Genomic DNA, 24965 nt, shown 5'->3' with positions numbered 1-24965 from the left:
TCCATACCCAATAGAAATTGATCATGTCGCAAAGTTCTTTCCTCTCTCAAATTGCTGAAAACATCCTCAGGGATTATCCTGAGCTGGAAAAAATCACCCTGATTTTCCCTAACCGTCGTGCCGGACTGTTCCTGCGCAAGGCCCTCTCACAGCAGATCGACAAAGCGGTATGGTCGCCGAATGTCATCAGTATCGATGATTTCATCCAGAATATCTCTCCATTGAAAAGCCAGGATCCCCTGGCGCTCAATTTCGAGCTTTTCCATGTATTTCAGGAAGTGATGTACGGCACAAATCCTGAGGCGCAGCAGGAATCTTTCGATCAGTTTTATTTTTGGGGACAAATGCTTCTCAAAGATTTTGAAGACCTCGACAAATACATGGTTGAGAGTGAGCACCTGCTCAAAAATGTGGCCGAGCTGAAAGCGATCGATCAGCAATTCGATTACCTTTCCGAGGAGGAAAAAGCCCTCGTAACGCAGTTCTGGTCGAGTTTCAAAGATAAAAATCTACAACAGGCGGAACAGTTTCAGGAGCTGTGGGAGAAGCTGCCAACTATTCACCGTGCTTTTCAGCAGCGACTGCGGGAAAAAGGCATGGGATACAGTGGCATGATTCACCAGTCGGTATTGGAGATCATCAAACAAGACGATTTCAGCCACCAGTACGGCACCATTATCTTTGCGGGCTTCAATGCCCTTACCACCACAGAGCAGCGCATTATTTCTCATTTTGTAGAGAAAGAAGATGCTAAAATCTACTGGGACCTTGACCGCTACTATTATGAAGATTACGCCCAGGAAGCAGGGCGATTTCTGCGGGAATACCGACAAGATCCGATCCTGGGCAAAACCCTTCCTCCAATTTATTCCCCTTCCGACAATAACCCTTACCCAGACCGTGCACCAGATCACTTTATTGCACAAAAGAAAGAGGAGGAATTTCCTGTCGAGATCATTGGCGTACCCCTCGAGGTCGGACAAACCAAATTAACCGGCGATATCCTTTCGGAAATCAAAGCCAAAATCCTTGCACGTGGGGAAACTTTTGAAGAAGAAAAAACGGCCGTCATCATCCCGCAGGAGCACATGCTTTTCTCGGTACTTCACAGCGTGCCTGAGGACTTCAAGAGCCTGAACGTAACAATGGGTTATCCATTGCGCAACACTGCGCTGTACACCTTCTTTGAGCTGGTCTGCCGATTGCAACAGGGCGCCACTGAAGGGCCGCTGTTTCCATATAAAGTGGCTTTGGAACTGCTGGATCACCCCTACCTGAGTCAATCTGTCGCAGAAGACGCCCAGGAGAAAATTCTTGAACTAAAAAAGGCCATCATTCACCGAAATCAATCTTTGGTTCCCCTGTTTCTGTTTCAGGAAATGCAGTTGCCGATTTTCGATGCGCTGTTCTATAAAGCCCCTGATGTGGCTCATTTTAGTGAATACCTGACCAAGCTATTGCTGTTCATCAACAAATCTGTACTTACCGAGGAGTTTGAAGATGCAGCGCCTGAACAGGAATTTGTACTGAAGTTATATAAAGAGCTGAAAAAGCTGGAAGACCTCATGGCTACACATACCATGAATTTACAAATGGAAACCTTCATCCGCCTGCTCCGCCAGGTGGTTCAGGGCGTTCGTGTTCCGTTCAGTGGAGAGCCTCTTCTCGGCTTGCAAATTATGGGGGTACTGGAAACCCGTAACCTGGATTTTGATCAGGTGATTATCATGTCTATGAATGAAGGAGCTTTTCCGCAGGCCGCTTCCAAAAACTCTTTCATCCCCTACAATCTCCGCAAGGCATTTCACCTGCCTACTTTCGAGCAACACGATGCCATGTACGCCTATCTGTTTTACCGCCTGGCACAGCGCTGTAAAAAAATGTACATGATTCACAATACAGAAACAGACGGCAACTACAAAGGAGAGGAAAGTCGATATCTTTATCAACTGCGTTTTGAGTCACCTTTCAAACTGAAAGAAAAAGTGTTGGCGCTGGAGCCGAAAGTAAAACAGGCCGAAGCCATTGCGATAGAGAAAAAAGGGCAGGTCATGGAGATTCTGAAAGAACGCTACATAACGAAAGAGTACCCACTTTCCCCCTCGGCGATCAATACATTTCTCGACTGCCCACTGCGCTTCTATTTCCGATACATTGCCCAGCTCAAGGAAAAGGAGGAACTCAAGGAGGAGCTCGATATGGCCGCCACAGGGACAATTCTCCATAATGCACTCGAGGCGCTTTATAAAGGCTTGATGAAAAGGACAAACTCCAACACCATCATGCCGAAGCAAATTAAAGAGGAACTGATGAAATCGCTGCCTTTTGAAATTGAAAAAGGCATCAGGGAACATTATAAAATCAACAGCGATCAGCACCTGAAACTGGCAGGGAATAATGTGATTGTGAATGAGATGCTCAATAAAATGGGCGAAAAAATCCTGGAAACCGACATCGCTTATGCTCCTTTTGAAATTGTCGGACTGGAGATGGGGCGCAATAAATTCATTAAGGTGCCCTTTCAGTATGAAGGAAAGAAATATGACATGAAAATTTCTGGAAGCATCGACCGTGTGGACTTAAAGGGAAAACAGCTGCGGATTCTGGACTATAAAACAGGGAAGGACGACACCAGCTTCCCTGCCGTTGAGGACCTTTTTGACCGTAAAAAAACCAAGCGCTCCAAAGTCGCTTTGCAGACCTTACTTTACAGTATGCTTTACGATCATAATTACCCAGACACCAACCACGAAATTGTTCCAGCGGTATATGCGATCCGTGAGATGTTCTCCAATAATTTTGACTATCATTTGAAGCTCAAAAAAACACGCATTAAAGATGCGCGTCCAATGATGCCCGAAGTGATGAACCATATGCAGCTCCTGATGAATGAGTTGTTCAACAGTGAAATCCCTTTTTACCAAACGGAAGATGAGCACAAATGCACCTATTGCGATTTTAAACAGATTTGCCGCCGAGGATAATTTGTAAAACTTGACTGATGATCAGTGCTTGATAAAAGGTAAATTTCACCTTTCAGATCACCGATCATCAGTCACCTTTTTTCAGGAAAATCAAATCCTTTCAATCACATTAATCTGCGGATAAAAATGATGCGATAACAATTGATGATTATCGCATTAAGACCAAATAGTTGAGAGAATAATGTTGCGTGGACTATCTATTGGGTACATTATTTTGAAATGAGTTGAGGTTCATTCACGAAATGTCAGTCATACAATAGCCCATTGCCCCATAGACGACGTCATCTTTTAACCTATCTGATCCCAATACTCTTCGGCCACGGTGCTCGCATCATAAGCCGCGATGGAAGAGATCAAATAGCCCCCTTGCTGAAAGGAAACCTCCACAAAGAAATCATAAAGAAGAAACAACTGGCACACACACTGGTCACGCAATTGCATAAACAACAACTCTGATTTCTCCCACAAAACATCGCATTGTTGACAGATCGTATAGTTCAAAAAAGCCTCGGCAGTCATATTCTTATTTATTTGACAAATCTGAAAATCTAAAACCAGCCAAAGCGCCACAGGCTACTTCTTGGCCATCTTTTTATACCGCTTGATTCTCATGCGGGCGGCCTTCGAAACAGCGTCTCCGCGTTTGGCATATTTCTTCAACTGTTTGTAGTACTCTTTTGCTTTGGAATAATCGCCTTGTTTTCCAGAAATATCCATCAGCCCCAATAAAGCATAATGAAAATAGCCCATATCGTAGGCTTCATTCTGTTTCACAAAGTTGACCGTCATCTGATAATATTTCTCAGATTCAACATACATCATCCGGGCGTGATAAAGCTGACCGAGGAAAAAAGCCGCATAGCGCCCGTCGTCAGCACTGTAACCGTATTTCTTCTGTTCAATCTTATTGAGGATTGAAAAGCACACTTCTTCCATTTGATCGTAGCGAGCCGTAGAATACAGCATTCGTGCAAGATACCGCTCAAAGTAAGGGTTATCCTGATATGTTTTATGAAGGTATTCGCTGATTTGCGTGGCCCGCTGCAAATCTTTGCCATCACCAGCAAGCATCCTCATCAGGAATATCTGCCCTTCTGTACGGGTAAAAAAGGCCGTTTGGGTCACCTCCGTAAGTTGCCGAATCCCCAGGTCCTTATCCCCTTTCGGGAAAAACCACATGATCGGTTTGAGCATGGCATAATTTTCGGGAATCCACTCAGCATAGTAATTATACAACCCATCTCCGAAAAGCAGCTCTGGGCTCATCCCCCCTTTTCCCTTACAAATCTCAAGATAGTTGAGCGCCTGCTTGGCAATATTTGCCGCCTTGGTCCACTCCTTGCGCTCAGAGAGCAGGCGCGCCTCAAAAGCATAGGCCGCAGAGAGGAAAAAAGCCCCCTCGAGGGAAGTCCGCTCATATTCGTACAGCTTTCTGGCATATACAATGGAGGTATCCATATAGGCCTGAAAAACGGGATCCTGCGATTTATCTTCAAAATTCACCGTAATTTTCCACCACTCTGCCAGTCCCCTCAGAAAATAAGGCAGTGGATGCCAGCCATATTTTTCTTTAAGGTGGATATACTCACGATCTACATCTTCAAATTTGAAATCATAAATATCGTCGAGCATTTTGGCCGATTCTATCTGTACTTTGGTTTCATTGAGCAACAGCAAGCCGTTTCCTTTTACGACCAAAGTATCGTATTGTGCCTGTGCATGCAGTGCACAAAAAAGGCAAAAAATGCTCAGGCATAGTTTTAAAACAAATGGTTTTATAGATATTGACTTGGTTAAAACACTCATAGCTTACATTACGGAATATGCTCAAAGTTAATGGAATTATGCAAATTTAATATCGATTTGGTATTAATATGCATCTCGTTGTAAGACAGTCAAATCGGGCTTATTTTAAACTGAAGGCATATTTTTTGGTAATCGGTTTGGTATTTTAAAAATAAGGCTATTATATTTGCACCCGCAAAAAGGCCTAATAAGGGCTTTAGCTACTGCCTGATGGTGTAACTGGCAACACGTCTGTTTTTGGTACAGAAGAGTCTAGGTTCGAGCCCTAGTCGGGCAACTTTCTCAAAAAAATGTTTTGGGATTTTGAAAAAAACATTACCTTTGCAATCCTTACAGTCAAACATTGACTTTAAGAGCAAAATGCCTGATGGTGTAACTGGCAACACGTCTGTTTTTGGTACAGAAGAGTCTAGGTTCGAGCCCTAGTCGGGCAACTCAATTTTAAAATACTTTGAGTTGATTTTATTAGCTGAATAAGCTAAAACTTCATTTCTCATTGCCTGATGGTGTAACTGGCAACACGTCTGTTTTTGGTACAGAAGAGTCTAGGTTCGAGCCCTAGTCGGGCAACTCAATTTTAAAATACTTTGAGTTGATTTATTAGCTGAATAAGCTAAAACTTCATTTCTCATTGCCTGATGGTGTAACTGGCAACACGTCTGTTTTTGGTACAGAAGAGTCTAGGTTCGAGCCCTAGTCGGGCAACTCAATTTTTAAAAATACTTTGAGTTGATTTATTAGCTGAATAAGCTAAAACTTCATTTCTCATTGCCTGATGGTGTAACTGGCAACACGTCTGTTTTTGGTACAGAAGAGTCTAGGTTCGAGCCCTAGTCGGGCAACTCAATTTTAAAATACTTTGAGTTGATTTATTAGCTGAATAAGCTAAAACTTCATTTCTCATTGCCTGATGGTGTAACTGGCAACACGTCTGTTTTTGGTACAGAAGAGTCTAGGTTCGAGCCCTAGTCGGGCAACTCAATTTTAAAATACTTTGAGTTGATTTATTAGCTGAATAAGCTACAATTTCATTTCTCATTGCCTGATGGTGTAACTGGCAACACGTCTGTTTTTGGTACAGAAGAGTCTAGGTTCGAGCCCTAGTCGGGCAACTCAATTTTAAAATACTTTGAGTTGATTTTATTAGCTGAATAAGCTACAATTTCATTTCTCATTGCCTGATGGTGTAACTGGCAACACGTCTGTTTTTGGTACAGAAGAGTCTAGGTTCGAGCCCTAGTCGGGCAACAAAAAAGCCACTTCGTTTATTCGAAGTGGCTTTTTTGTTGTTGGAGGGTGTTTTGACCATGACTTAAACTATCGCAAGAGTCCCTCTCGTGATAACCCGTAATCAACTATCACGAGACAGCCTCTCGCAATAGTTGTGGTATTTTACCCGTAGAATATATAAACCCTTTTTTCCTTAATCCAACACCTCTACCGCACGGTCTTTCTGCTTCTCCTCCTCTTTCTCGATCAGTTTGCGCTCAATAAAATAATACAGCACCTGACTCAATCCTACGAAGATAAAAAGCATGATAAAAACGCCTGCCGCACCATTTCGGATATTCATCGCTACTTCCAACCAATTCTGAAACAGAATGCCCAACAACAAACCAATACCCGCACCCATCGCCAAAAGACCAAAGCGTAAACTTTTGGTACCGCTCGACTTCATAGAAGTGCCGACTACATTTTCGGATCCAAGATCATTCCCCGGTCGCATGCCCTTTTCAATCATGGCCAAACGCTCACGGTTACGGGCGGTGACCACCACATAAATAACACTGAAAATCATGATAAAGGCACCCAACGGCACCACCATTTCTACAATATGATTCATCTTTATAAAGTTTAGTTTCTGTTTCTTTCACTCATTAGATGCCACCCAATATCGATCGGTTACAATCGTTCGATTTTTTTTTAATAAAAATAAAGTCCTTACCTTTTGTAACCGATCACCGAAAGGGTGCATCCAATAGGCAAATGCTACTAAAAGAAACCGAACATATCGTCATTGAAGGGATCAGAAAAGGAGACCTGAGCCGTGCCCATTTAATTGTGGATCATTATAAGGAGATGGTGCATCAGGTTTGTTATCGGATTTTACTGAATGATGAAGAGGCCGAGGAGGCGACACAGGACAGCTTTCTGAAAGCATTTGAGGCGATCGATCAGTTTCGTGGCGATGCCAAATTTTCCACTTGGCTGTTTCGTATTGCCTATAATATGGCATTGGGCAGGTACCGAAAAAATCACCGTCGGTCGGCTTGGGAATGGATCACAGATAAGCTGCCTGATTTTGCTCACACCCAAGAAACTGATCATTTTGAATTGGAAGAACAATCGGAAATCATCAGCCATGCCTTACATCAACTCAATGAAAAAGATCGCGCCATTGTTACCTTATATTATCTGGAGGAAATTGCGGTAAAAGAAATCGCAGAGATTGTGGATCTGAGCCCCAATCTGGTCAAAGTACGATTACACCGCAGCCGAAAGAAAATGGCAACTTATTTGAAGGAACCCGAAAATCGTTTAGCAGTATGAGAGAGGAAGAAAAATTTTGGAAGGACAGCCTGGGGGAGATAAAAAACGAAAAGCCTTTGCTGTCGAAGGATTTTACCGAAAAGCTGATGCTCAAAGCGCAAGCACAAAAACGTATCGCTTATCAACCGATTATATCCAACAGAATCCTGAAGCTGATTTTAGGCGCATTTGTCTGTATCCTCGTCGTGGCATTGGGTTGGTCTGCCGATAATAGCAGCAGCTCCCTGTCAGGATTCTACCAATACATCCCGAGTTATCAGGAGCTTCAACCCTTTTATTATGCACTGATGATCGGCTCCGTAACGGTTTACCTTTTGTTTCTTTGGGATCAGTTATTAAAGAAATGGTTTGCTTTTAAATAAGCAAAAGCCCCACCTTTTTCTATCAAGGTGGGGCTTTTTGATTTTAGGCAAATTCTACTACCTCAAGAATCCTGTGCAGTTCCACTCGGTGAAGGCGGAACACTTCGCGCATAGCATCAGATACAGATTTTGCTTCAAGTTTTAAGGTTTCGGTGAACCCTTTTGGGGATTGAAATTTGATTTTGTACATCTTGGTTGGGGGTAAGACAGTGAAAAAAAATCAATAATAAATTCTTGAATTTGAGAGAAGGATCACCCCTCTTAAATCGTTTAACACAAATTAAACACTAAATAATGATTAAATAAAATTGATTTTTTGAATAACCATTGGACTACACGCACTATTGAGCAGGTAATTTAATTACGATTTAACCTGACCTCCTTTTAACGCTCTTCATGCGGTACTGCATATTTTCATCAATCAAAATAACACAAAAAACAAAGCAAAAACTTGAAAAATTATAATTGAAAATTAATACACTTAACACCTATATCCCCCTTATAATGAATGGTTTAAATCAAACAATTTAGGCGAATACCGATATTAGCTTTCAATCAGTCCTTTTACCTTTAACAGCACTCAATGAAGCCTACTCTCGAATACGCTGTCAGTAATACCCACGAAAAATAATTGCTAAAAAGGCTTTTCAAAAAGAGGGGAATCCCATGCCCTAACCACCATTGTTTTCACCTTGGTTACAAGCCTGAAATTGATTGCCTTATAAAACAGATCGAACCTGACCGATCCTAAAGCATTTGTGATTATGCAGGCTGTGAAGGACGCTAAGGGAGGAATGATTAAAAAATGACCGTTGAAATAACATGTAATATTTCCTTAATCGTAAGGTCTGGCCTGTGTCCCTGACCTGAACAATCATTACCTTGATTCAAAGGATTACCATGATTATTTGGGATTTAGGTCAGGCACATCGGCCTGACCCTACATTCATCCAAAATTATCTATGCTTCTTCACCCACTGCGCAAATTCCTTCGCATGGTAAGTCAAGATAACGTCTGCTCCGGCACGGCGCATTGACATCAGTGTTTCCAGCATAATCTTCTCGCCGTCCAACCAGCCTTTTTCAGCCGCTGCTTTCACCATCGCATATTCACCGCTCACATTGTAGGCCGAAATCGGAATTTCAAAATTATTTTTCAGATCACGGATAATATCCAAATAAGCCAAAGCGGGCTTGACCATCAGGAAGTCTGCACCTTCGGCAAAGTCCAATTCTGCTTCCAACAAAGCTTCCTTGCGGTTGGCAGGATCCATCTGGTAGGTTTTCTTGTCCCCAAATTTAGGGGCAGAATCCAGGGCGTCACGGAAAGGTCCATAATAAGCCGAGGCGTATTTGGCGGTATACGACATGATGCTTGTTTTAGTGAATCCTGCGTCGTCCAACGACTGGCGGATAAACTCCACACGACCGTCCATCATATCCGAAGGCCCAATGATATCAGCACCAGCCTGTGCTTGCACAACGGCCATCTTACCCAATACCTCAAGCGTTTCATCATTCAGGATTTCGCCATTCTCCACAATCCCGTCGTGGCCATCCGAGCTGTAGGGATCCATCGCCACGTCGGTCATCAAGCAGGATTCCGGAAAACGTTCCTTGATCCCCGCCAACGTCTTGATATAAATCCCTTCGGGGTTAGCCCCTTCAGTGGCCATTTTATCTTTTTTATCTTCAGACAAAGACGGGAAAACATCGAAAGATTTCACCCCCAACTCCATACATTCTTCAATCTCCTTATACAAAAGATCTTGCGAATAACGATAGATACCTGGCATTGAAGGCACTTCTTCCTTCTTGTTGTTTCCTTCAATCAAAAAGATCGGAAAAATAAGGTTTGAAGTACTGATTTGCGTTTCCTGCACCATTTGGCGTACAGTCTCCGACTTTCTATTTCTTCTTGGTCTGCGTAATAAATCCATAGTGAATAATCATAGTCTGTTTGCAATTTAAAAAATAATTGGCCCAACTGCCCTTTTAACGCTGGATTAATAAGGAGTATGAACACAAAAAAGCCGAAGCAAATGCCACGGCTTTAATATATTATTGTCAGCTGAATTAATAGCTGTGTTCGTCTAATCTTGTTTTTCCTTTATAAGTCCAATAGATCAATGAGGTATACACCAATACCAGCGGCATCCCGATGATTGCCACTTTAAACATTGTTTCCAAAGTGTACTCTGATGAAGAACCATTGTAAATATTGATACTATTGGCGGCATCGTGCGCTACCAGCAAGTTAGGGAAAATCCCCAAGGCAAAAAGCATTACCAAAGCGGCAATCGTACAAGCCGAAGAGATGAAGGCCTGCATATACTTTCCTTTTGTGATCGTTCTTGGGATATTCATGATCGACAGAATATTCAACACAATCACCATCCAGGCAAATACAGAAACGGCGGTTTCATAGTTTGCAATTAATGGGTGCTGTGCGGCAACGGTTCCAAAGGAGAAGTTGGCCAGCATTTCTGGCTTCAGGTACAGGGTCATGGCGGTAATGATCAAAAAGATAGTAGCGAAAGCGTAAAATGCCTTCATCGCATAACCTTTGATCTGTTGCTGCAACTCGCCTTCCGTTTTAATCAAAAGGTAAATGGCGCCGTGCATGGTAAACATCACCAGGTTGAACACCCCCGTCATTAAAGTAAAAGGTGTGAACAGGTCAAGGAAGGTGCCGGCGTATTCTTTATCGGCCCCTAAATTAATCCCCATAATCACATTTCCAATCGCTACACCAAAAACAATAGCAGCAACAATAGAGCCTACAGAAAAACCAATATCCCAGGTTTTTCGCCAGGTTTTATTTTCCTCCTTACTTCTGAATTCAATAGAAACCGCTCGGAAAATTAGCGCACAAAGTACCAGCATCAGTGCCAGGTAAAAACTCGAAAATGCCGTGGCATATACTTCTGGAAAAGCGGCGAACAACGCGCCACCTGCGGTAATCAGCCACACCTCGTTACCATCCCATACAGGGCCGATAGAGTTCAGCATGATGCGGCGATCATAGTCTGATTTTGTGAAAAGATGCAAAGCACCTACGCCCAGATCGAAGCCGTCCAGGATCGCATAACCGATCAACAGCACTCCAACCAAAAGGTACCATACTACATGAAAGTCCATAATTCAGTCAATTTTGTTATTTATAAATTTTGAACAGGCAGATTATAGCCCTTTTAGTCCTTCTATTTTTTTACCCTTATGCGAGTAGCCTGCCTCAACACCGTTGTCGTCATGGCCAGGCCCGTGCTTAATCTCACGATCCAAAACATATAGCCATACAAAGAACAACAAGGCATACACGATAAAGAACATGATCAGAGAGGTAATCACCTCGGGGCTTGTAACACTTTTAGAAACGGCGTCTTTGGTTTTCAGCAAACCATAAACTACCCACGGCTGACGGCCCATTTCTGCAGAGAACCACCCAAACTGATTGGCGATAATAGGCAAAATAACAGCAGCCACATAGCCTTTCATCAGCCATTTATTACTGAACAATTTCCCTCGGTAAAGCAAGAAGCACGACAGGAGCGTCAAGCCGATCAGCAACATCCCGATCCCCACCATAATGTGGTAAGTCTGGAATACCGCGCCAGCCTTTGGCCATTCAGATTTAGGGAATTCATTCAAGCCCTTCACTTCCGCCTGCGTGTCGCCATGCGTCAGGAAGCTCAACATGCCTGGAATGGCAATACCTGTGGTCTTCTGGGTTTCTGTGTCTGTCCAACCCATAATGTACAATGGCGCCTCTTTAGTTGTTTGGTACAACCCTTCAAAAGCAGCCAATTTTGCAGGCTGCGTTTCAGCAACCACTTCGGCATGTTTGTGCCCAATGGCCAACTGCCCTACCGAAACCACCGTAGCGACGATCAACGCCACTTTAAAGGACTTTTTAGCAAAATCCAAATGTTGTTTCTTGATAATGAAGTAGGCAGAAACAGACAATACCAAGAATGCCCCTTGCAGGAAGGCGCCAAAAACCACGTGCTCAAAACGCACCATTGCTGATGGATTGAAAACCATTCCCCAGAAATCTGTAATCACCGCACGACTTATGCCATTGACGGTCTCCAGCTTATAAGCCACTGGAGTTTGCTGCCAGGAGTTGGCGACCACAATCCAGAATGCCGACATCATAGAGCCGAAAGCCACCATGATGGTAGAGAATAAATGCGTTTTCTTTCCTACCCGATTCCAGCCAAAAAGCAGGATGGCCAAAAAGCCCGACTCCAGGAAGAAGGCAAAAATACCTTCGGCGGCCAATGGCGAGCCAAAAACATCCCCTACAAAGCGGGCATAAGTCGACCAGTTTGTTCCAAACTCAAATTCAAGCACAATTCCTGTGGCCACCCCAACGGAAAAGTTAGCGGCAAAAACCTTAATCCAGAATCTTGTAATGGTTTCCCATACTTTCTTGTTGGTGGTAATGTAAAGTGTTTCAAAAATCACCAATAACAACCCCATCCCTATACTGAAAGGAGGGAAGATGTAATGGAAAGATGCCGTGAAGGCAAACTGTATCCGTGACAGCAGAGCAACGTCCATAATTTATTTATTTGTTTATTGTTTGTCTTGTTTTCTAAAAATCTCATCCCGATAATAGATCAGGAATGCCCCCACGCAAAAAGCGACACCGAAGATCAGCCGCAGGACTTTTTTCCAGGTCAGCAGCCCCAGATGGTCTGGCATACCTGGTATTTTAAGAAACACATAAAATGCAACGAAAATGATCATCACAAATAGGTAAATCAGCTGGGCTGTATTTTTCTTGGGTGCTTTAAACATATTATAGGAAATATTTATTACGCAAAAATCAGAATATATTGAGAATACCTACTATAATACCGCATGATATTTTAGATCAATAAAACTAATACATGTATCAATCACTTAGATAGTCAAATTCGTGAATTAGATAATAATTATCAATAATAGCTTTAATTAGATTCTAACATCGCTTCAATAAGTGGGTATTGTAACAATATTTATAATTTGAAACCGAAAAAAGGCAAAATAAATACGAAATACTTAAATTGTACTTTTTCGATACAGCCAATTAATTTATCCAAATGATTAAAATAGGACTTTTATCAGACACTCATGGACACTTAGATACACGAGTTCAACATCACTTCAAAAATTGTAACGAGATTTGGCATGCCGGAGACATCGGAACGATGGAAGTATTAAAAACACTTGAATCTTTCAAGAAGACAAGGGCAGTCTATGGAAATATTGACGGCGGCTTGCTCCGTCAGGATTTAGAGGAAGACTTATTCTTTGAAGTGGAAGGGGTGAAGGTATGGATGACGCACATCGGCGGATACCCTGGAAGGTTCCCCGCACGGATCAAGAAAATACTGCAGGAGAAAGGAGCGCCTGACCTCTTCATTTGTGGGCATTCGCATATTTTGAAAGTTATGGTGGACCAGCAGCACGATAAAATGCTATGCATGAATCCTGGGGCGGCAGGAAAACATGGTTTCCATAAAGTAAGAACTTTACTCCGCTTCGACCTCAACAACGGCAGAGCCGAAAACCTTGAAGTCATTGAACTGGGCCCGAGGGCTAAAATTGATTAGCACAAAAAAAAAGCAAAGATCCTCTCTTTGCTTTTCCTTTTTCTTTAGATCAGATTGATCTTATGCTTCGAATTGTTTTTTCAACTCTTCGATTTCTACTTTTTTGATCACTGGTTGAGCAGTTGCTCTTGAGATAGCTTTCAATGCATTTTTAGCAACAGCTTTGTTTCTTTTTCCTTTACGGACTAATCTTGTAACAGCCATATCTTTATTTATTTCGATTTTATATTGTTTCTCACAAACGGACTGCAAATTTAGTGTATTGTCAGAAAAAAACTAACTCCACCCCTAAAAAATTTCACAAAAGTTTGAAAATCAATCAACACTAAGGTGTAAAAATGCCTTAAATCACTAAAATTTCCCTTCCCTTTTCGTATTTTTGCCCCTTCAAAAATACATATCAGATTAGCAGTTACCTTCAATGGCAGTACAGAAACCATCCATCCCGAAAGGGACCAGAGATTTCGGCCCAGAGAAAATGGTCCGAAGAAACTACATCTTTTCCGTCATCAGATCCGTGTTCGAACAATTTGGCTATATGCCACTTGAGACACCGACAATGGAAAATTTATCGGTGCTGACAGGCAAATACGGCGATGAGGGTGATCAACTGATTTTCAAAATGCTCAACTCGGGCAATTACCTCAGCAAAACCACCGCAGAGGATTTTCAGGCGGGCGCCAAGCATCTACTCCCTAAAATTGCAGAGAAAGGCTTGCGTTATGACCTAACGGTTCCTTTTGCGCGTTTTGTGGTGATGAACAGAAATGAGATTACCTTCCCTTTCAAGCGTTACCAGATTCAGCCAGTATGGCGTGCGGATCGCCCACAGAAAGGCCGTTATAGAGAATTTTACCAGTGCGATGCCGACGTGGTAGGCACTGACTCCCTGATTTGTGAGGCTGAAATCATTCAGATGATCAATAAGGTATTCAAAGGGTTGAACATCACGGATTACTCCATCAAGATGAACAACCGAAAGATTTTAAGTGGTATTGTAGAAACGATCGGTGCCCCAGGCAAAGAAACGGATTTCTGTGTAGCCATTGACAAGCTGGATAAAATTGGCTTCGATAAAGTGCTGGAAGAATTGGCGGGCAAAGGTTTCTCTGAAGATGCCATCGAGCAAGCCAAGCCTATTCTTAAACTGGCAGGGGACAATCAATCGTTACTGGCGCAGTCCAAAGAAATTTTGGCTTTATCGGCAGACGGCTCAAAGGGTGTGGAAGAATTGGAAGAAATCTTCACTTACCTTGACAAGTTTGGTGCGCAAGACCACCATGTAGATTTCGACATTACCCTGGCACGTGGCCTCTCTTATTATACAGGCGCCATTTTCGAGGTCAAGGTAAATAATGTATCTATAGGTTCGGTAAGTGGCGGAGGCCGTTACGACAACCTTACAGGTGTGTTCGGCTTGCCTGATGTTCCTGGAGTTGGTTTCTCCTTTGGCGTGGATCGTATTTACGATGTACTGGAAGAGCTTGACCTTTTCCCTAAAGACAATTTAGTCACCACCCAGCTGATGATCGTTAATTTTGACGAAGCCTCGGAAACTCACGGGCTTGGGCTTTTGGCACAGCTGCGTAATGCTGGCATCAAGTCTGAAATTTACCCTAACAGCGCCAAGCTGAAAAAGCAGATGAACTATGCCAATAAAAAGGCCATTCCATTTGTACTGATGGTGGGTTCTGAGGAAATCAGCAGCGGCATTTACAGCCTGAAAAACATGGAAACAGGAGAACAGCTTAAGCTGACGATCGATCAGGTTATTGAGCAAATGAAATAATCAAATTCCCTGATTCAATATTTAAAGCACCGTTTCTGAAGCGGTGCTTTTTGTATTTTCGACCTTTATCAGCGCAATTCAGCGAGATATTAACGGCTTTTTTTACATTTCCCCTTTTTTTCGCAATATTTAATCCTGACTAACTTTTCCTCATCACCGATCAGCCACAACTTGAAACACCCATTCATATATATTGCCCTTTTTTTTATGCTGATACGGTGTTTTTCCGCTCAGGCACAGACGTCGTCAGAGAACGGGCATTTTCAAGTGGCTAAGGATAAACTTTGCCAGACGGAGCAACTACAAATCACGGACGGCACTGGCGGAAACCTTGACCCAGACCTGATTGTGCTTTACGGCACCGCCCCCAATGCCGGCACAGGTACCGACAAGGAAATTATCGAAAACTTCCAAAACCTTTTCGGGAATCAGACCTTCCAGGTTGGTGAACCCATTCCCGAATATGACGCTGACTCCTCATTCTTTTTGTTGAGAATCCTGCAAGGACAGGAAGGCACCGACAAGATTGATGACCGACTGTGGATTGCGGTAACCAAAAGCGCACCCGAGTATGCCTTATATCAATGCCCAAGCCAACCAGACAAAGTTGTGGTGTATATGGAGGAGCAGGAACGAGCGCTTTACCATCAGGTAAACTTCAAATACCAGAATGAAGACAATTCAGACAATGGAAGTGCCGATTTCGACCTCAATAAAGAAAGTTTGATCGTTACGGCGCAAACCACGGGCACTTATGAATTTCAAGCCATCAGCTGCCCTGGAATTATCCCGCCCAACAAACAAGTTATTGAGGTTGACAACAATTACCAGATCCCTGCAGTAAATGGCATGAGCCTGACCGTTACCAGGCAGGAGACGCAAGATGGCGCCATCCGCCTGAGCTTTCCAGCGGCACTGGGCAGTCACCCTTACATTTCAAACTGGAACGGGGAGATACAGATCGTCCCATTGAACAATATCACCTTCACGGACCTCAACACACAGGAAGATATTTACTCCTTCACCGCAAGCCCTTATGACCTTTGCGAGGAAAAATCCATTGGCCAATCCCGATCGCTCCACAGTATTATTATAGATGCGACTTCAGAAAAAGGCTTTAATAAAATTGAGATCAATGCATTGAATAAAAGTGTCGATCTGCAAAAAAACAGCACCCCCTGGGTGAAGGGAGTCAAGAATTCGATCGACGACAGGGACATTACCTGTGGCACAAATTATGAGTATTCAGCCAGCTATTCGGAAGCCGGCGACCTTTCCAGTCATTCGGTCACGACGGAAAAAATTTCAGGAAACACCGACAAGGCCGCCAATATCGCATTTGTAAATGCCAACGTTACCGAAGACAACCTGATTGAAATAGATGGTGACGAACCCACGCAGCGGGCAATTTACACCATCACGAATGGCTCCAGCACAATCTCAGCAGAAGAACATTACTTCACTTACGATCAGTTAAACCCGCAGCAACAGGCCTACTGCTTTCGCTCCTCCCTGACGGATGAATGTAACAACCTGTCGAACAGCATTCGCTCCTGCACCATATTCTTGTCCTCAGAAGGTAAATCGGCGACCGAGACCCAATTGCAGTGGAGTAATTATGCAGGCTTCAAAGTCAGTAAGTACGAGGTCCTTCTGCTGAATGAAAACAATGCCATCGTTGAGGAAGAAGACGCAGGCCCTTTTCCTGCCTTCAGGATCAACACCAAAAATATGGACCCCGCTATTTCAAAGCTCAGGATAAGGGCGGTCGGCCAGAACACCAATGAGGAGGCGCTCTCAAACATCATCAATCTCGAAACCAGGGAGGTGCTTGAGTTCCCCAATGCTTTTTCACCGAACGGAGATGGGATCAATGATATCTTCACTTATGTAGGCAGTACGGCGGTAAATGCTTTTGAACTGCTGATCTACAATCGGTGGGGAGAAATTATCCACCAAACCAAAGCCAACGCTCAGGAACTCAGCTCAGGAGCAAAAAAAGGATGGGACGGCACCTTCAATGGGACTAAAGTACCCGCTGGCCATTACACCTACCACGCCGAAATTACCACCGCCCGAAACAACCAACTCACTTTCAATGGGATAATTATCCTGATACGATAATTCTGCATTTATCAATCTTTTAAGCATGAAATTTGTTAGCTTTACAGTTTGAAAAGCAATTGCACTAATATTTAGTGATTTAACCGCTATATGAACCGCACTTGCTATTGAATACAATATTTGAAGATCAATAAAATATAGATACTATGTTCGACATGATGAAAATGATGGGCAAAGTGAAGGAGGTTCAAGACCGCGTTCGCGAAGCTCAAGGCCGATTAGAAAATATCACTGTTGAAGGCGAAGCTGCCGCAGGAATGGTCAAAGTGGTGGCCAACTGCAAAAAGCAATTGGTAAGCTTGGATATTGACGATTCGCTGGTAAATGCCGAAAGTAAAACCATTCTTTCAGATTTGATTGTCGCTGCGGTAAATAACGCCATGGACAAAGCCGACGAACGTTCCAAAGAAGAAATCAAGAAAAGCACAGAAGGCATGATGCCTAACATCCCAGGAATGGACCTGGGCAACCTTTTCGGACAATAAAATATTCCTATGTAGAGCGGCAAATTTGCCGTTCTTCATTTTTTAAGATGATTACCTTTACATGTCTGCATCCGTAGCGATCGTTATTCTTAATTATAACGGTAGAACCTTTCTAAAAAAATTCCTCCCTGTTGTTCTTCAATATGCCGAAAACGCAGAAGTCATTGTCGCCGACAACCAATCTTCTGATGATTCTGTGGCTGTAATGAAAACCGACTTCCCTGAAGTCAGGCTGATTATCAATCAGGATAACGGGGGATTTGCTAAAGGATATAATGATGCACTCAAATATGTAACGGCCAAATACTATGTCCTGCTCAACTCCGATGCCGAAGTTACGCAAGGATGGCTCGCCCCTATCATCGAACTGATGGAGGCTAACCCTAAAATCGGCGCATGCCAACCGAAGATCAAGGCCTACCACAACCGCATGACCTTTGAATACGCGGGAGCTGCAGGCGGATACATCGACCATTTTGGATTTCCTTTTTGTAGAGGCCGCATTTTTGATGTCCTCGAAGAAGACCAAAACCAGTACGACGATATACGTCAGGTGTTTTGGGCCACAGGTTGCTGTATGTTTGTCAGGGCGGAAGCCTATTGGCAGATGGGAGGCTTCGATGAGGACTACTTTGCCCACATGGAGGAAATCGATTTATGTTGGAGAATGAACAATGCGGGCTGGCAAGTGTTCTACAATGGTAAATCAAACGTTTATCATGTTGGAGGAGGCACATTACCAAAATCCAATCCACGTAAAACCTATCTTAATTTCAGGAATTCCTTAATAACTTTATTTAAAAATACCCCAAAAAGGCATCTTCCTACAAAATTGTTCGTAAGATGTTTCTTGGATATTATAGCCTCTGCAAAGTTTCTTGTTTTCGATTCAAAAGCAGATGCTTGGGCAGTTTGTCGAGCGCAGCTGGATTTTTGGACAAAACTACCCAAATGGGAGAAAAAGCGCAGAAAAATTTTTGATAAAGGGTTCGATCATAAGGAATTGATTCTTCCGAAGTCCATTGTCCTGCTACATTACCTTAAAGGCAAAAAAAAATTTAACGATTTATGGGAATAATGAAAATTCAAGCATAAATTATAGGGTTATTACTCCTTCGTAGGTTTTTGCGGATATTTTTCCAAAAAGCTAAGAATAAGTAAAGAGCGATTGGTGATCCAACGGTCAAACAACTCAGGTAAATGAAGGTCAGCCTAACACTAAAAGTTGAAATTCCCAACCTTTGCGCAACCGATTCACACACACCAAAAGCGTAACGCTGAAATGCAAATTGAACTTTTTTCATAAATAATTGATGTATTTTAAATATTAGAAGCGATCAGGAGAGATAAAAGTTACAATCAACGTGATTTTTTTTTACTATTATTGCAATAGTAAGCTTATCCCGATAATTTCGCATAAATGCAACCTTTATAATTAAACGAAGATAGAAATGAGAAAGCTTGTTTTTCCTGCCGCCATACTCGGCGCCATGATGATGTCAGGTTGTTCCCTGAACAAGATGGCCAAAATGGCTAAAGACCAAGAATTGACAGTAACGCCAAACCCATTGGAGGTTCACGCGGATTCTGTATCATTCGAGATGTCTGCTGTTTTGCCAGTAAAAATGTTAAAACCTGGTTTAGAGTATCAAATGGAGCCTGCTTACAAATACGGTGAGAAGGCTAAAACATTAGATGCTGCAACTCTTAAAGGAGACAACTGGGCAGACAAAGAAGGTCAGGCACCACGCTTGAACAAAAACTGGTCTTTTGCCTACAACGAGGAAATGTCCAATGGTGAATTGGTAATTACTGGTAAGGCCGTTGATCCTAAAAAGAACAAAGAAAAAGTTGGTCCAGTTTTGCCTGTAGCTAAAGGAGTAATTACTACTTCTCGCTTGGTAGATGCGGTATACGCACCAGCGTATTTGTTCCATGGTTACAACAACCAAGAAGAGTTGGTTCCTACAAACGTAGACTTCTTCTTTACACAAGGATCATCAACTTTGCGTTGGTCTGAGCGTAACTCTGAGCGTGGTAAGTTCTTGAAAGCATTCGTTGCAGACAAAAACGTTACCCGTACAGTAATCATTACTGGTACACACTCTCCTGAAGGTTTGGAGTCGAATAACTCTCGCTTGGCGGAGAATCGTGCTTCGATCATCGAGAAAGAATACCGTAAATTGATGAAGCGTTACGATTATAAAGGCGCTGCTGATTCAATTAAATTTGTATTGAAGCCAATCTCTGACGATTGGGCTGGATTCAAAAAAGAATTGGAAGCATATGATGGTGTTGACGCCTCTGTAAAATCAGAGATGACAGACATCGTTAATGGTTCTGGTGACTTCCAGGAAAAAGCAAAGCAATTGGCTAAAGTGAACGGTTACTCTAAAGTATTCCGTGATGTTTACCCTAAATTGCGTACTGCTAAAACTGAAATCTTAACTGTAAAAGAAAAGAAATCAGATGCTGAAATCTCTACTTTAGCGAAGCAAATCACTGACAACTCAGTATCTGCTGACACTTTGAGCCTTCAAGAGTTGATGTATGCTGCTACTTTGACGCCTTCAAACAGCGAAAAAGAAGCGATTTACGCTGCGGCAACGAAAAAAGCTGACGACCATATCGCACACAACAACTTGGGTGCTGCATTCTTGGCTGAAGCAATCGAAGCTGACGGTTCTTCTCGTTCAGAATTGGTAGAAAAAGCGATGACGCAATTCGAGCTTTCTAACCGTAAGCAAGAAACTGCTGAAGCAACGGCAAACATGGCTGTTGCAGCTTACTTGTCTGGCGACGATGTAAAAGCTTACAACTTGATTGAAAAAGCTTATGCTGCTGGTTTGGAATCTGACAACGCGAAAGCATTGGCAGGTGTGAAAGCATCTTTGGAGATCAAGCGTGCTAAATATGCTGAAGCAATCGCTTCTTTGGCTAATGCTGAAGAAACTGCTCAGAACCTTTTCAACAAAGGTTTGGCACAATTGCTTAACAAACAATTTGATGCTGCTGTAGTATCTTTCCAAGAAGCTACTGAAAAAGACAGTAACATGTCTGAAGCATTCTATGGTGAGGCAGTTGCTAACGCTCGCTCTGGTAAGCAAGATGCTTCTATCGATGCTTTGAAAAAGGCTGTAGCTGCTAACCCTGAGTTGGCTAAGAAAGCATTGAATGACTTGGAGTTCGTTAAGTTCGCTTCTTCTGAGGCTTTCCGTAACGCTTTGAAATAAGGTTAACCCCTTTTTGAAATAGGGTAGATGGCTGGTGAAAGAAAATTTCCTCTTTCACCAGTGCACCTCCCACACCACCCTGCGTACGGATCCGTACAGGGCGGTTCTTTAATTCAGTGTACAGAGAGATAGTATGTCTTTAGAGAGACGTAGCCTTGTTCTCGAAGCACTTCATCAGTCAGGGTTTTGTGTAATACAGGGCTCTTTGCGATCCGCCAATGTCCTTTTCTTGTGTTGGCGTGTTCCCAGGCTTTCGATGTATCGGCACCCAGTCGCTTTAGTTCCTTGAACCGTGTTCTTACCCGCTTCCAATTCTTCCAAGTAAATGCCCGAATTCGTCGGCGTAACCACTCGTCGAGTCGTTGCATGATGGTTTTCATCTCGGCAAATTTGTAGTAATTGATCCACCCTTTTATCGTTTGAGATAGCAGGGTTTTCCGCCTTTGATAGCCCAGACCATTACTTTTATTGGTGATAGCACGCATTTTATCCTTTAGCCGATTGATACTTTTGGCTTGAACTCGAAAACGTGCTTTTCCCTTCCACATGTAGAAGGAGTATCCCAAAAATTTGATTTGCCGTCTTGGTACTACTTGCGTTTTCTCCTTGTTTACCCTCAAATACAGCCTACCTTCAATAAATCGGGTAACTGTTCTTTTGAGTCGTTCCGCTCCTTTTCTACCTTTACTAAAGATAATCATATCATCAGCATAGCGCACGAATCGGTGTCCCCGCTTGGTCAGTTCTTGATCCAACACATTAAGCATTACATTGCTCAATAATGGGCTCAATGGTCCTCCCTGCGGTACGCCGTCGGTGCTTGCCTCAAATTTATGACCGATCACAACACCTGCATTCAAATATTTGTGAATGAGTGAAATCACCGATCCTTCCTTGATTTGTTCTGACAGTAAAGTGATAAGATAACTATGATTTACCGTGTCAAAGAACTTCTCCATATCTAAGTCCACCGCATAGCGATAGCCTTCTGATAAAATCTCTTGGCTTTGAAGTAACGCCTGATGCTGACTGCGACCAGGACGAAACCCATAGCTATGAGGTGAAAATTCCTTCTCGTAAATCGGAACTAAAACTTGGCTGATCGCCTGTTGTACCCAACGATCCACTACCGTTGGTATCCCCAAAGGGCGTGTCTTCCCATTGTCCTTCGGTATTTCTACACGTCGGACAGGGTTCGGGCGGTAGTTCCCTTGACGTATGGATTGTACTATTTCCCTTCCATGAATTTGCAGATATGACGCCAAAGCGCCGACCTTCATTCCATCAATTCCATGGCTCCCTTTGTTCTTTACTACTCGCTGATAAGCTCGGTTCAAGTTATAAGGGCACAGGATTTTGTCTAACAATCCTTCCTTTCTCTGTGTAACTGTGAAATCATCCGCTTCAGTTATCCAAACAAAAGTCGGCACTCGTTCGGCTTTCCCCTGTTCCGCAGGTGCTTTTCCGAACAAGCTACTATTTCTTTGTACTTTCTGCTTTCTACCTTTCATTCGGTAACTTTCTGTAATGATTTCTAATTAAAGTTCAGTCCTTCGCCGTCGGTCTCGGCTACTATGACTTCGGCTGACTTCTCGCAGTAAACCTTTTTCGAACGTGTCCTTTACTATTAGTAGACACCCCTGCGAGATCTCCCGCGGTAAGACGATTAACTTTCTCCCCATCTACCTGCACCATTTACAGCATTGCCTTCCGAGTAGTTTTGGACTTTACTTTGTTATGCAAGCTTATCCAAACAATACTGCCTCATGATGTTCGTGTCCCTCAGGCCAGAGATTTGCATACGGCTTCCTTCAGATTATACCTCACGGTATACACCCTTGCCTTCTGCTATGTGGTTGGCACTACTAACCCCCACTACGGACTTGCACCGATTAGTTAATCGCCATGCACGGCGCACATAGACCAACCCTCAGCTTTTCAGCTGAGGGTTTTTTATTTTATCCAAGGTTTTTTTTTCCTTACAATTCGCTTATTTTTACGCAGCAGTCCTTAGACGGACCAAAACAATCAAATCGAAATAACCTAATTCAAAAAAATATTTAACCATGAGACAAATCCAGTTTCGAGAAGCTCTTCGTGAAGCGATGAGTGAAGAAATGCGCCGCGACGAGTCAATTTTCCTTATGGGTGAGGAAGTTGCTGAATACAACGGTGCTTATAAAGTAAGTCAAGGCATGCTTGATGAGTTTGGACCTAAGCGTGTTATTGACACTCCTATTACCGAAGCGGGTTTCACAGGGTTAGGCGTAGGAGCAGCGATGAACGGCACACGACCAATCATCGAGTTCATGACCTTTAACTTTTCCCTTGTTGCTATTGACCAAATCATCAACTCTGCAGCAAAACTAAAATCGATGTCTGGTGGCCAAGTGGATGTACCGATCGTATTCCGTGGTGCTACAGGTAACGCTGGCCAGTTGGCTGCTCAGCACTCACAGAACTTTGAAAATTGGTATGCTAACACACCAGGCCTTAAGGTAGTTATCCCTTCTAATCCAAAGGATGCTAAAGGTTTGTTGAAATCCTCAATCCGTGACAATGACCCTGTTATTTTCATGGAGTCTGAGTTAATGTATGGTGATAAAGGAGAAGTTCCAGAGAGCGAATACCTTATTCCTATCGGTACTGCCAATGTGGTAAAAGAAGGTACTGACGTTACTTTGTTATCTTTCGGTAAGATGGTAAAAGTAGCGCAGGATGCTGTTGCTGAATTGGAGAAAGATGGCATCAGTGTAGAATTGATTGACTTGCGCACTGTTCGTCCTATCGACTGGGCAACCATCATCACTTCTGTTAAGAAAACAAACCGCTTGGTGGTTTTAGAAGAAGCATGGCCTTTGGCGTCTATCTCTGCCGAGATCGCCTTCTATGTATCTAAAAACGCATTCGATTACCTTGACGCACCAGTAACGCGTGTTGTCTCTGAGGATGTTCCTGTAGCTTATGCAAAAACTTTATTGCAAGCAACTGTACCAAATGTTGAAAAAACCGTTAAACGCATTAAAGAAGTGCTTTATCGCTAAGAATAGATTATTAAAAAAAAGCGCAGCTTCGGGTTGCGCTTTTTTTTTGCTCCTATATTCCTGAACATCGCTGAAGCACTTTTGAAATACCCCATTTTCAACCAAACAGCTCAAAAATGTTTCATTATCAGAATATGGAAATAGGAATTGCTCTCAGTGGTGGTGGCGCAAGAGGAATTGTACATATTGGTGTCCTTCAGGCATTGGAGGATTATGGCATTACCGTCAACAGGATTTCCGGTACCAGCATGGGGGCGATTATTGGTGCATTTTACGCGCAAGGGTTACGCCCTTCTGAGATCATGGACATCGTTACAGAACGTAAATTTGTAAATATGTTCAGGTGGCGATTATTGAAAACAGGGCTGCTTCCACTCGACTATCTCGAACAACGCCTTCAGGAGGTGATTCCTCACAATTCTTTCGAAGGCCTCAAACTGCCATTGCATGTTTGTGTGAGCAACCTCACCACAGGCAGCTCACAAATTATCGACCATGGGCCACTACACCTGTGGATCAAGGCTTCGGCGACAATCCCCGTGCTCTTCCCCCCGATCATGATCAACGATCAGCAGTATGTTGACGGAGGCCTGACCAACAACCTGCCCGTAGAGCCACTATTGGCGCATTCTGCCCGCACAATCGGCGTACACGTCAATCACAATATGGTTCTGCCTAAAATCAGTGGCCTTAAAGCCATTGCCGAGCGTGTTTATCAGCTTGCGGTGTACCAGACGGTCAACCCGAGGATGCAAGCCTGCGATTTAATCATTGATCCTGTCGATGCGCGAAAATACGGCACTTTTGATTTCAACAGGGCTGATGAACTTTATGAAATCGGCTACAAAGGCACTGAGGATGTTCTTTTCCAACTCACCAGAAACCTCGACCTTGATAGAATGCAAGAATTACATCAGCGAAAAAAAAGCCTCACTCCTGAGAGTAAGGCTTTGAATTCCAGAGAACAAATGCTCTAAAACAGGAA

General features: G+C 43.1%; 20 protein-coding genes, 8 tRNA genes and 1 pseudogene. 19 read left to right on the top strand and 10 right to left on the bottom strand.

What is annotated here, in order from left to right; genetic code table 11:
* Positions 1–23: 23 nt before the first annotated feature.
* Positions 24–2984 carry a PD-(D/E)XK nuclease family protein gene (locus AABK40_RS02310; RefSeq protein WP_338397531.1) on the top strand — a complete coding sequence of 987 codons (2961 nt, stop codon included), beginning with the start codon at positions 24–26 and terminating at the stop codon, positions 2982–2984.
* Between the two features lie 288 nt (positions 2985–3272).
* On the opposite strand, the gene AABK40_RS02305 is transcribed toward AABK40_RS02310, so the two are convergent.
* Together AABK40_RS02305 and AABK40_RS02300 are read right to left on the bottom strand one after the other, a co-directional pair.
* Positions 3273–3503 carry a hypothetical protein gene (locus tag AABK40_RS02305; RefSeq protein ID WP_332920872.1) on the bottom strand — a complete coding sequence of 77 codons (231 nt, stop codon included), beginning with the start codon at positions 3501–3503 and terminating at the stop codon, positions 3273–3275.
* Positions 3504–3557: 54 nt separating this feature from the next.
* Positions 3558–4790 carry a tetratricopeptide repeat protein gene (locus AABK40_RS02300; RefSeq protein WP_338397530.1) on the bottom strand — a complete coding sequence of 411 codons (1233 nt, stop codon included), beginning with the start codon at positions 4788–4790 and terminating at the stop codon, positions 3558–3560.
* 204 nt (positions 4791–4994) lie between these two features.
* Here AABK40_RS02300 and AABK40_RS02295 point away from each other — a divergent pair.
* The 8 genes from AABK40_RS02295 (at position 4995) to AABK40_RS02260 (ending at position 6038) form a co-directional block, all read left to right on the top strand.
* Positions 4995–5067: transfer RNA gene (locus AABK40_RS02295), tRNA-Gln, on the top strand.
* A gap of 84 nt (positions 5068–5151) precedes the next feature.
* A tRNA-Gln gene (locus AABK40_RS02290) sits at positions 5152–5224 on the top strand.
* 63 nt (positions 5225–5287) lie between these two features.
* Positions 5288–5360: transfer RNA gene (locus AABK40_RS02285), tRNA-Gln, on the top strand.
* 62 nt (positions 5361–5422) lie between these two features.
* Positions 5423–5495 (top strand) — tRNA-Gln (locus AABK40_RS02280).
* Positions 5496–5559: 64 nt separating this feature from the next.
* A tRNA-Gln gene (locus AABK40_RS02275) sits at positions 5560–5632 on the top strand.
* 62 nt (positions 5633–5694) lie between these two features.
* Positions 5695–5767, top strand: a tRNA-Gln gene (locus AABK40_RS02270).
* 62 nt (positions 5768–5829) lie between these two features.
* Positions 5830–5902: transfer RNA gene (locus tag AABK40_RS02265), tRNA-Gln, on the top strand.
* Positions 5903–5965: 63 nt separating this feature from the next.
* Positions 5966–6038, top strand: a tRNA-Gln gene (locus AABK40_RS02260).
* 175 nt (positions 6039–6213) lie between these two features.
* On the opposite strand, the gene AABK40_RS02255 is transcribed toward AABK40_RS02260, so the two are convergent.
* The gene (locus tag AABK40_RS02255; RefSeq protein ID WP_332919627.1) at positions 6214–6633 is read right to left on the bottom strand and encodes a DUF6249 domain-containing protein; all 420 of its coding nucleotides are present in this window, start codon (positions 6631–6633) and stop codon (positions 6214–6216) included.
* 143 nt (positions 6634–6776) lie between these two features.
* Between AABK40_RS02255 and AABK40_RS02250 the strand changes: the two genes are divergently transcribed.
* Positions 6777–7340, top strand: a complete 564-nt coding sequence (locus AABK40_RS02250; protein WP_338397529.1) for an RNA polymerase sigma factor — start codon at positions 6777–6779, stop codon at positions 7338–7340.
* Positions 7337–7702 (top strand): hypothetical protein, encoded by a 366-nt coding sequence (locus AABK40_RS02245; protein ID WP_338397528.1) that lies wholly within the window; start codon positions 7337–7339, stop codon positions 7700–7702. The genes AABK40_RS02250 and AABK40_RS02245 overlap by 4 nt, the downstream gene beginning before the upstream one ends.
* Before the next feature lie 956 nt (positions 7703–8658).
* Here the strand turns inward: AABK40_RS02245 and hemB are convergent.
* The 4 genes from hemB to AABK40_RS02225 all read right to left on the bottom strand — a co-directional run bounded on the left by hemB (position 8659) and on the right by AABK40_RS02225 (position 12412).
* The gene (hemB, locus tag AABK40_RS02240; protein ID WP_338397527.1) at positions 8659–9642 is read right to left on the bottom strand and encodes a porphobilinogen synthase; all 984 of its coding nucleotides are present in this window, start codon (positions 9640–9642) and stop codon (positions 8659–8661) included.
* Between the two features lie 136 nt (positions 9643–9778).
* Positions 9779–10843 (bottom strand): cytochrome d ubiquinol oxidase subunit II, encoded by a 1065-nt coding sequence (gene cydB, locus AABK40_RS02235; protein ID WP_332919631.1) that lies wholly within the window; start codon positions 10841–10843, stop codon positions 9779–9781.
* Positions 10844–10885: 42 nt separating this feature from the next.
* Positions 10886–12268 carry a cytochrome ubiquinol oxidase subunit I gene (locus AABK40_RS02230; protein WP_332919632.1) on the bottom strand — a complete coding sequence of 461 codons (1383 nt, stop codon included), beginning with the start codon at positions 12266–12268 and terminating at the stop codon, positions 10886–10888.
* A 15-nt stretch (positions 12269–12283) separates the two neighbouring features.
* Positions 12284–12412 carry a hypothetical protein gene (locus AABK40_RS02225; RefSeq protein WP_332919633.1) on the bottom strand — a complete coding sequence of 43 codons (129 nt, stop codon included), beginning with the start codon at positions 12410–12412 and terminating at the stop codon, positions 12284–12286.
* Positions 12413–12792: 380 nt separating this feature from the next.
* Here AABK40_RS02225 and AABK40_RS02220 point away from each other — a divergent pair, with 380 nt between their 5' ends.
* Positions 12793–13305 carry a metallophosphoesterase family protein gene (locus tag AABK40_RS02220; protein WP_338397526.1) on the top strand — a complete coding sequence of 171 codons (513 nt, stop codon included), beginning with the start codon at positions 12793–12795 and terminating at the stop codon, positions 13303–13305.
* A 60-nt stretch (positions 13306–13365) separates the two neighbouring features.
* On the opposite strand, the gene AABK40_RS02215 is transcribed toward AABK40_RS02220, so the two are convergent.
* The gene (locus tag AABK40_RS02215) at positions 13366–13509 is read right to left on the bottom strand and encodes a hypothetical protein (RefSeq protein WP_332919635.1); all 144 of its coding nucleotides are present in this window, start codon (positions 13507–13509) and stop codon (positions 13366–13368) included.
* A 217-nt stretch (positions 13510–13726) separates the two neighbouring features.
* Between AABK40_RS02215 and hisS the strand changes: the two genes are divergently transcribed.
* The 4 genes from hisS to AABK40_RS02195 all read left to right on the top strand — a co-directional run bounded on the left by hisS (position 13727) and on the right by AABK40_RS02195 (position 18781).
* The gene (gene hisS / locus AABK40_RS02210) at positions 13727–15094 is read left to right on the top strand and encodes a histidine--tRNA ligase (protein WP_332919636.1); all 1368 of its coding nucleotides are present in this window, start codon (positions 13727–13729) and stop codon (positions 15092–15094) included.
* A 207-nt stretch (positions 15095–15301) separates the two neighbouring features.
* On the top strand, positions 15302–17218 hold the full coding sequence (locus AABK40_RS02205; RefSeq protein ID WP_338397525.1) for a T9SS type B sorting domain-containing protein: 1917 nt from the start codon (positions 15302–15304) through the stop codon (positions 17216–17218).
* A 146-nt stretch (positions 17219–17364) separates the two neighbouring features.
* On the top strand, positions 17365–17703 hold the full coding sequence (locus AABK40_RS02200; protein WP_332919638.1) for a YbaB/EbfC family nucleoid-associated protein: 339 nt from the start codon (positions 17365–17367) through the stop codon (positions 17701–17703).
* Between the two features lie 61 nt (positions 17704–17764).
* Entirely contained in the window at positions 17765–18781 is a 1017-nt protein-coding gene (locus tag AABK40_RS02195; protein WP_332919639.1) for a glycosyltransferase family 2 protein, read from the top strand.
* A 7-nt stretch (positions 18782–18788) separates the two neighbouring features.
* Here AABK40_RS02195 and AABK40_RS02190 read toward each other — a convergent pair whose 3' ends face one another.
* A complete protein-coding gene (locus AABK40_RS02190; protein WP_338397524.1) occupies positions 18789–19007 on the bottom strand; it encodes a PspC domain-containing protein in 219 nt (72 codons plus the stop codon).
* Between the two features lie 147 nt (positions 19008–19154).
* Here AABK40_RS02190 and AABK40_RS02185 point away from each other — a divergent pair, with 147 nt between their 5' ends.
* Complete coding sequence (locus tag AABK40_RS02185) at positions 19155–20936, top strand: tetratricopeptide repeat protein (protein ID WP_332919641.1); 1782 nt, start codon at positions 19155–19157, stop codon at positions 20934–20936.
* A gap of 113 nt (positions 20937–21049) precedes the next feature.
* On the opposite strand, the gene ltrA is transcribed toward AABK40_RS02185, so the two are convergent.
* Positions 21050–22447: a group II intron reverse transcriptase/maturase gene (ltrA, locus tag AABK40_RS02180; RefSeq protein WP_338397021.1), complete on the bottom strand. Its 1398-nt coding sequence runs from the start codon at positions 22445–22447 to the stop codon at positions 21050–21052.
* Positions 22448–22999: 552 nt separating this feature from the next.
* Here ltrA and AABK40_RS02175 point away from each other — a divergent pair.
* Positions 23000–23980, top strand: a pseudogene (locus tag AABK40_RS02175) (pyruvate dehydrogenase complex E1 component subunit beta); the annotation flags it as partial.
* Between the two features lie 134 nt (positions 23981–24114).
* The gene (locus tag AABK40_RS02170) at positions 24115–24957 is read left to right on the top strand and encodes a patatin-like phospholipase family protein (RefSeq protein ID WP_332919642.1); all 843 of its coding nucleotides are present in this window, start codon (positions 24115–24117) and stop codon (positions 24955–24957) included.
* Positions 24958–24965 lie beyond the last annotated feature (8 nt).

It is taken from the genome of Persicobacter psychrovividus (assembly GCF_036492425.1).
In the GTDB taxonomy this organism is placed as follows: domain Bacteria; phylum Bacteroidota; class Bacteroidia; order Cytophagales; family Cyclobacteriaceae; genus Persicobacter; species Persicobacter psychrovividus.
This window is presented reverse-complemented; position numbering and strand designations above follow the sequence as displayed.

Bases quoted from the DNA above. Each gene is read 5' to 3' on its own strand.
- AABK40_RS02310 (WP_338397531.1), top strand. From the start codon at position 24: ATGTCGCAAAGTTCTTTCCTCTCTCAAATTGCTGAAAACATCCTCAGG.
- AABK40_RS02305 (WP_332920872.1), bottom strand. From the start codon at position 3,503: ATGACTGCCGAGGCTTTTTTGAACTATACGATCTGTCAACAATGCGAT.
- AABK40_RS02300 (WP_338397530.1), bottom strand. From the start codon at position 4,790: ATGAGTGTTTTAACCAAGTCAATATCTATAAAACCATTTGTTTTAAAA.
- AABK40_RS02255 (WP_332919627.1), bottom strand. From the start codon at position 6,633: ATGAATCATATTGTAGAAATGGTGGTGCCGTTGGGTGCCTTTATCATG.
- AABK40_RS02250 (WP_338397529.1), top strand. From the start codon at position 6,777: ATGCTACTAAAAGAAACCGAACATATCGTCATTGAAGGGATCAGAAAA.
- AABK40_RS02245 (WP_338397528.1), top strand. From the start codon at position 7,337: ATGAGAGAGGAAGAAAAATTTTGGAAGGACAGCCTGGGGGAGATAAAA.
- hemB (WP_338397527.1), bottom strand. From the start codon at position 9,642: ATGGATTTATTACGCAGACCAAGAAGAAATAGAAAGTCGGAGACTGTA.
- cydB (WP_332919631.1), bottom strand. From the start codon at position 10,843: ATGGACTTTCATGTAGTATGGTACCTTTTGGTTGGAGTGCTGTTGATC.
- AABK40_RS02230 (WP_332919632.1), bottom strand. From the start codon at position 12,268: ATGGACGTTGCTCTGCTGTCACGGATACAGTTTGCCTTCACGGCATCT.
- AABK40_RS02225 (WP_332919633.1), bottom strand. From the start codon at position 12,412: ATGCCAGACCATCTGGGGCTGCTGACCTGGAAAAAAGTCCTGCGGCTG.
- AABK40_RS02220 (WP_338397526.1), top strand. From the start codon at position 12,793: ATGATTAAAATAGGACTTTTATCAGACACTCATGGACACTTAGATACA.
- AABK40_RS02215 (WP_332919635.1), bottom strand. From the start codon at position 13,509: ATGGCTGTTACAAGATTAGTCCGTAAAGGAAAAAGAAACAAAGCTGTT.
- hisS (WP_332919636.1), top strand. From the start codon at position 13,727: ATGGCAGTACAGAAACCATCCATCCCGAAAGGGACCAGAGATTTCGGC.
- AABK40_RS02205 (WP_338397525.1), top strand. From the start codon at position 15,302: ATGCTGATACGGTGTTTTTCCGCTCAGGCACAGACGTCGTCAGAGAAC.
- AABK40_RS02200 (WP_332919638.1), top strand. From the start codon at position 17,365: ATGTTCGACATGATGAAAATGATGGGCAAAGTGAAGGAGGTTCAAGAC.
- AABK40_RS02195 (WP_332919639.1), top strand. From the start codon at position 17,765: ATGTCTGCATCCGTAGCGATCGTTATTCTTAATTATAACGGTAGAACC.
- AABK40_RS02190 (WP_338397524.1), bottom strand. From the start codon at position 19,007: ATGAAAAAAGTTCAATTTGCATTTCAGCGTTACGCTTTTGGTGTGTGT.
- AABK40_RS02185 (WP_332919641.1), top strand. From the start codon at position 19,155: ATGAGAAAGCTTGTTTTTCCTGCCGCCATACTCGGCGCCATGATGATG.
- ltrA (WP_338397021.1), bottom strand. From the start codon at position 22,447: ATGAAAGGTAGAAAGCAGAAAGTACAAAGAAATAGTAGCTTGTTCGGA.
- AABK40_RS02170 (WP_332919642.1), top strand. From the start codon at position 24,115: ATGGAAATAGGAATTGCTCTCAGTGGTGGTGGCGCAAGAGGAATTGTA.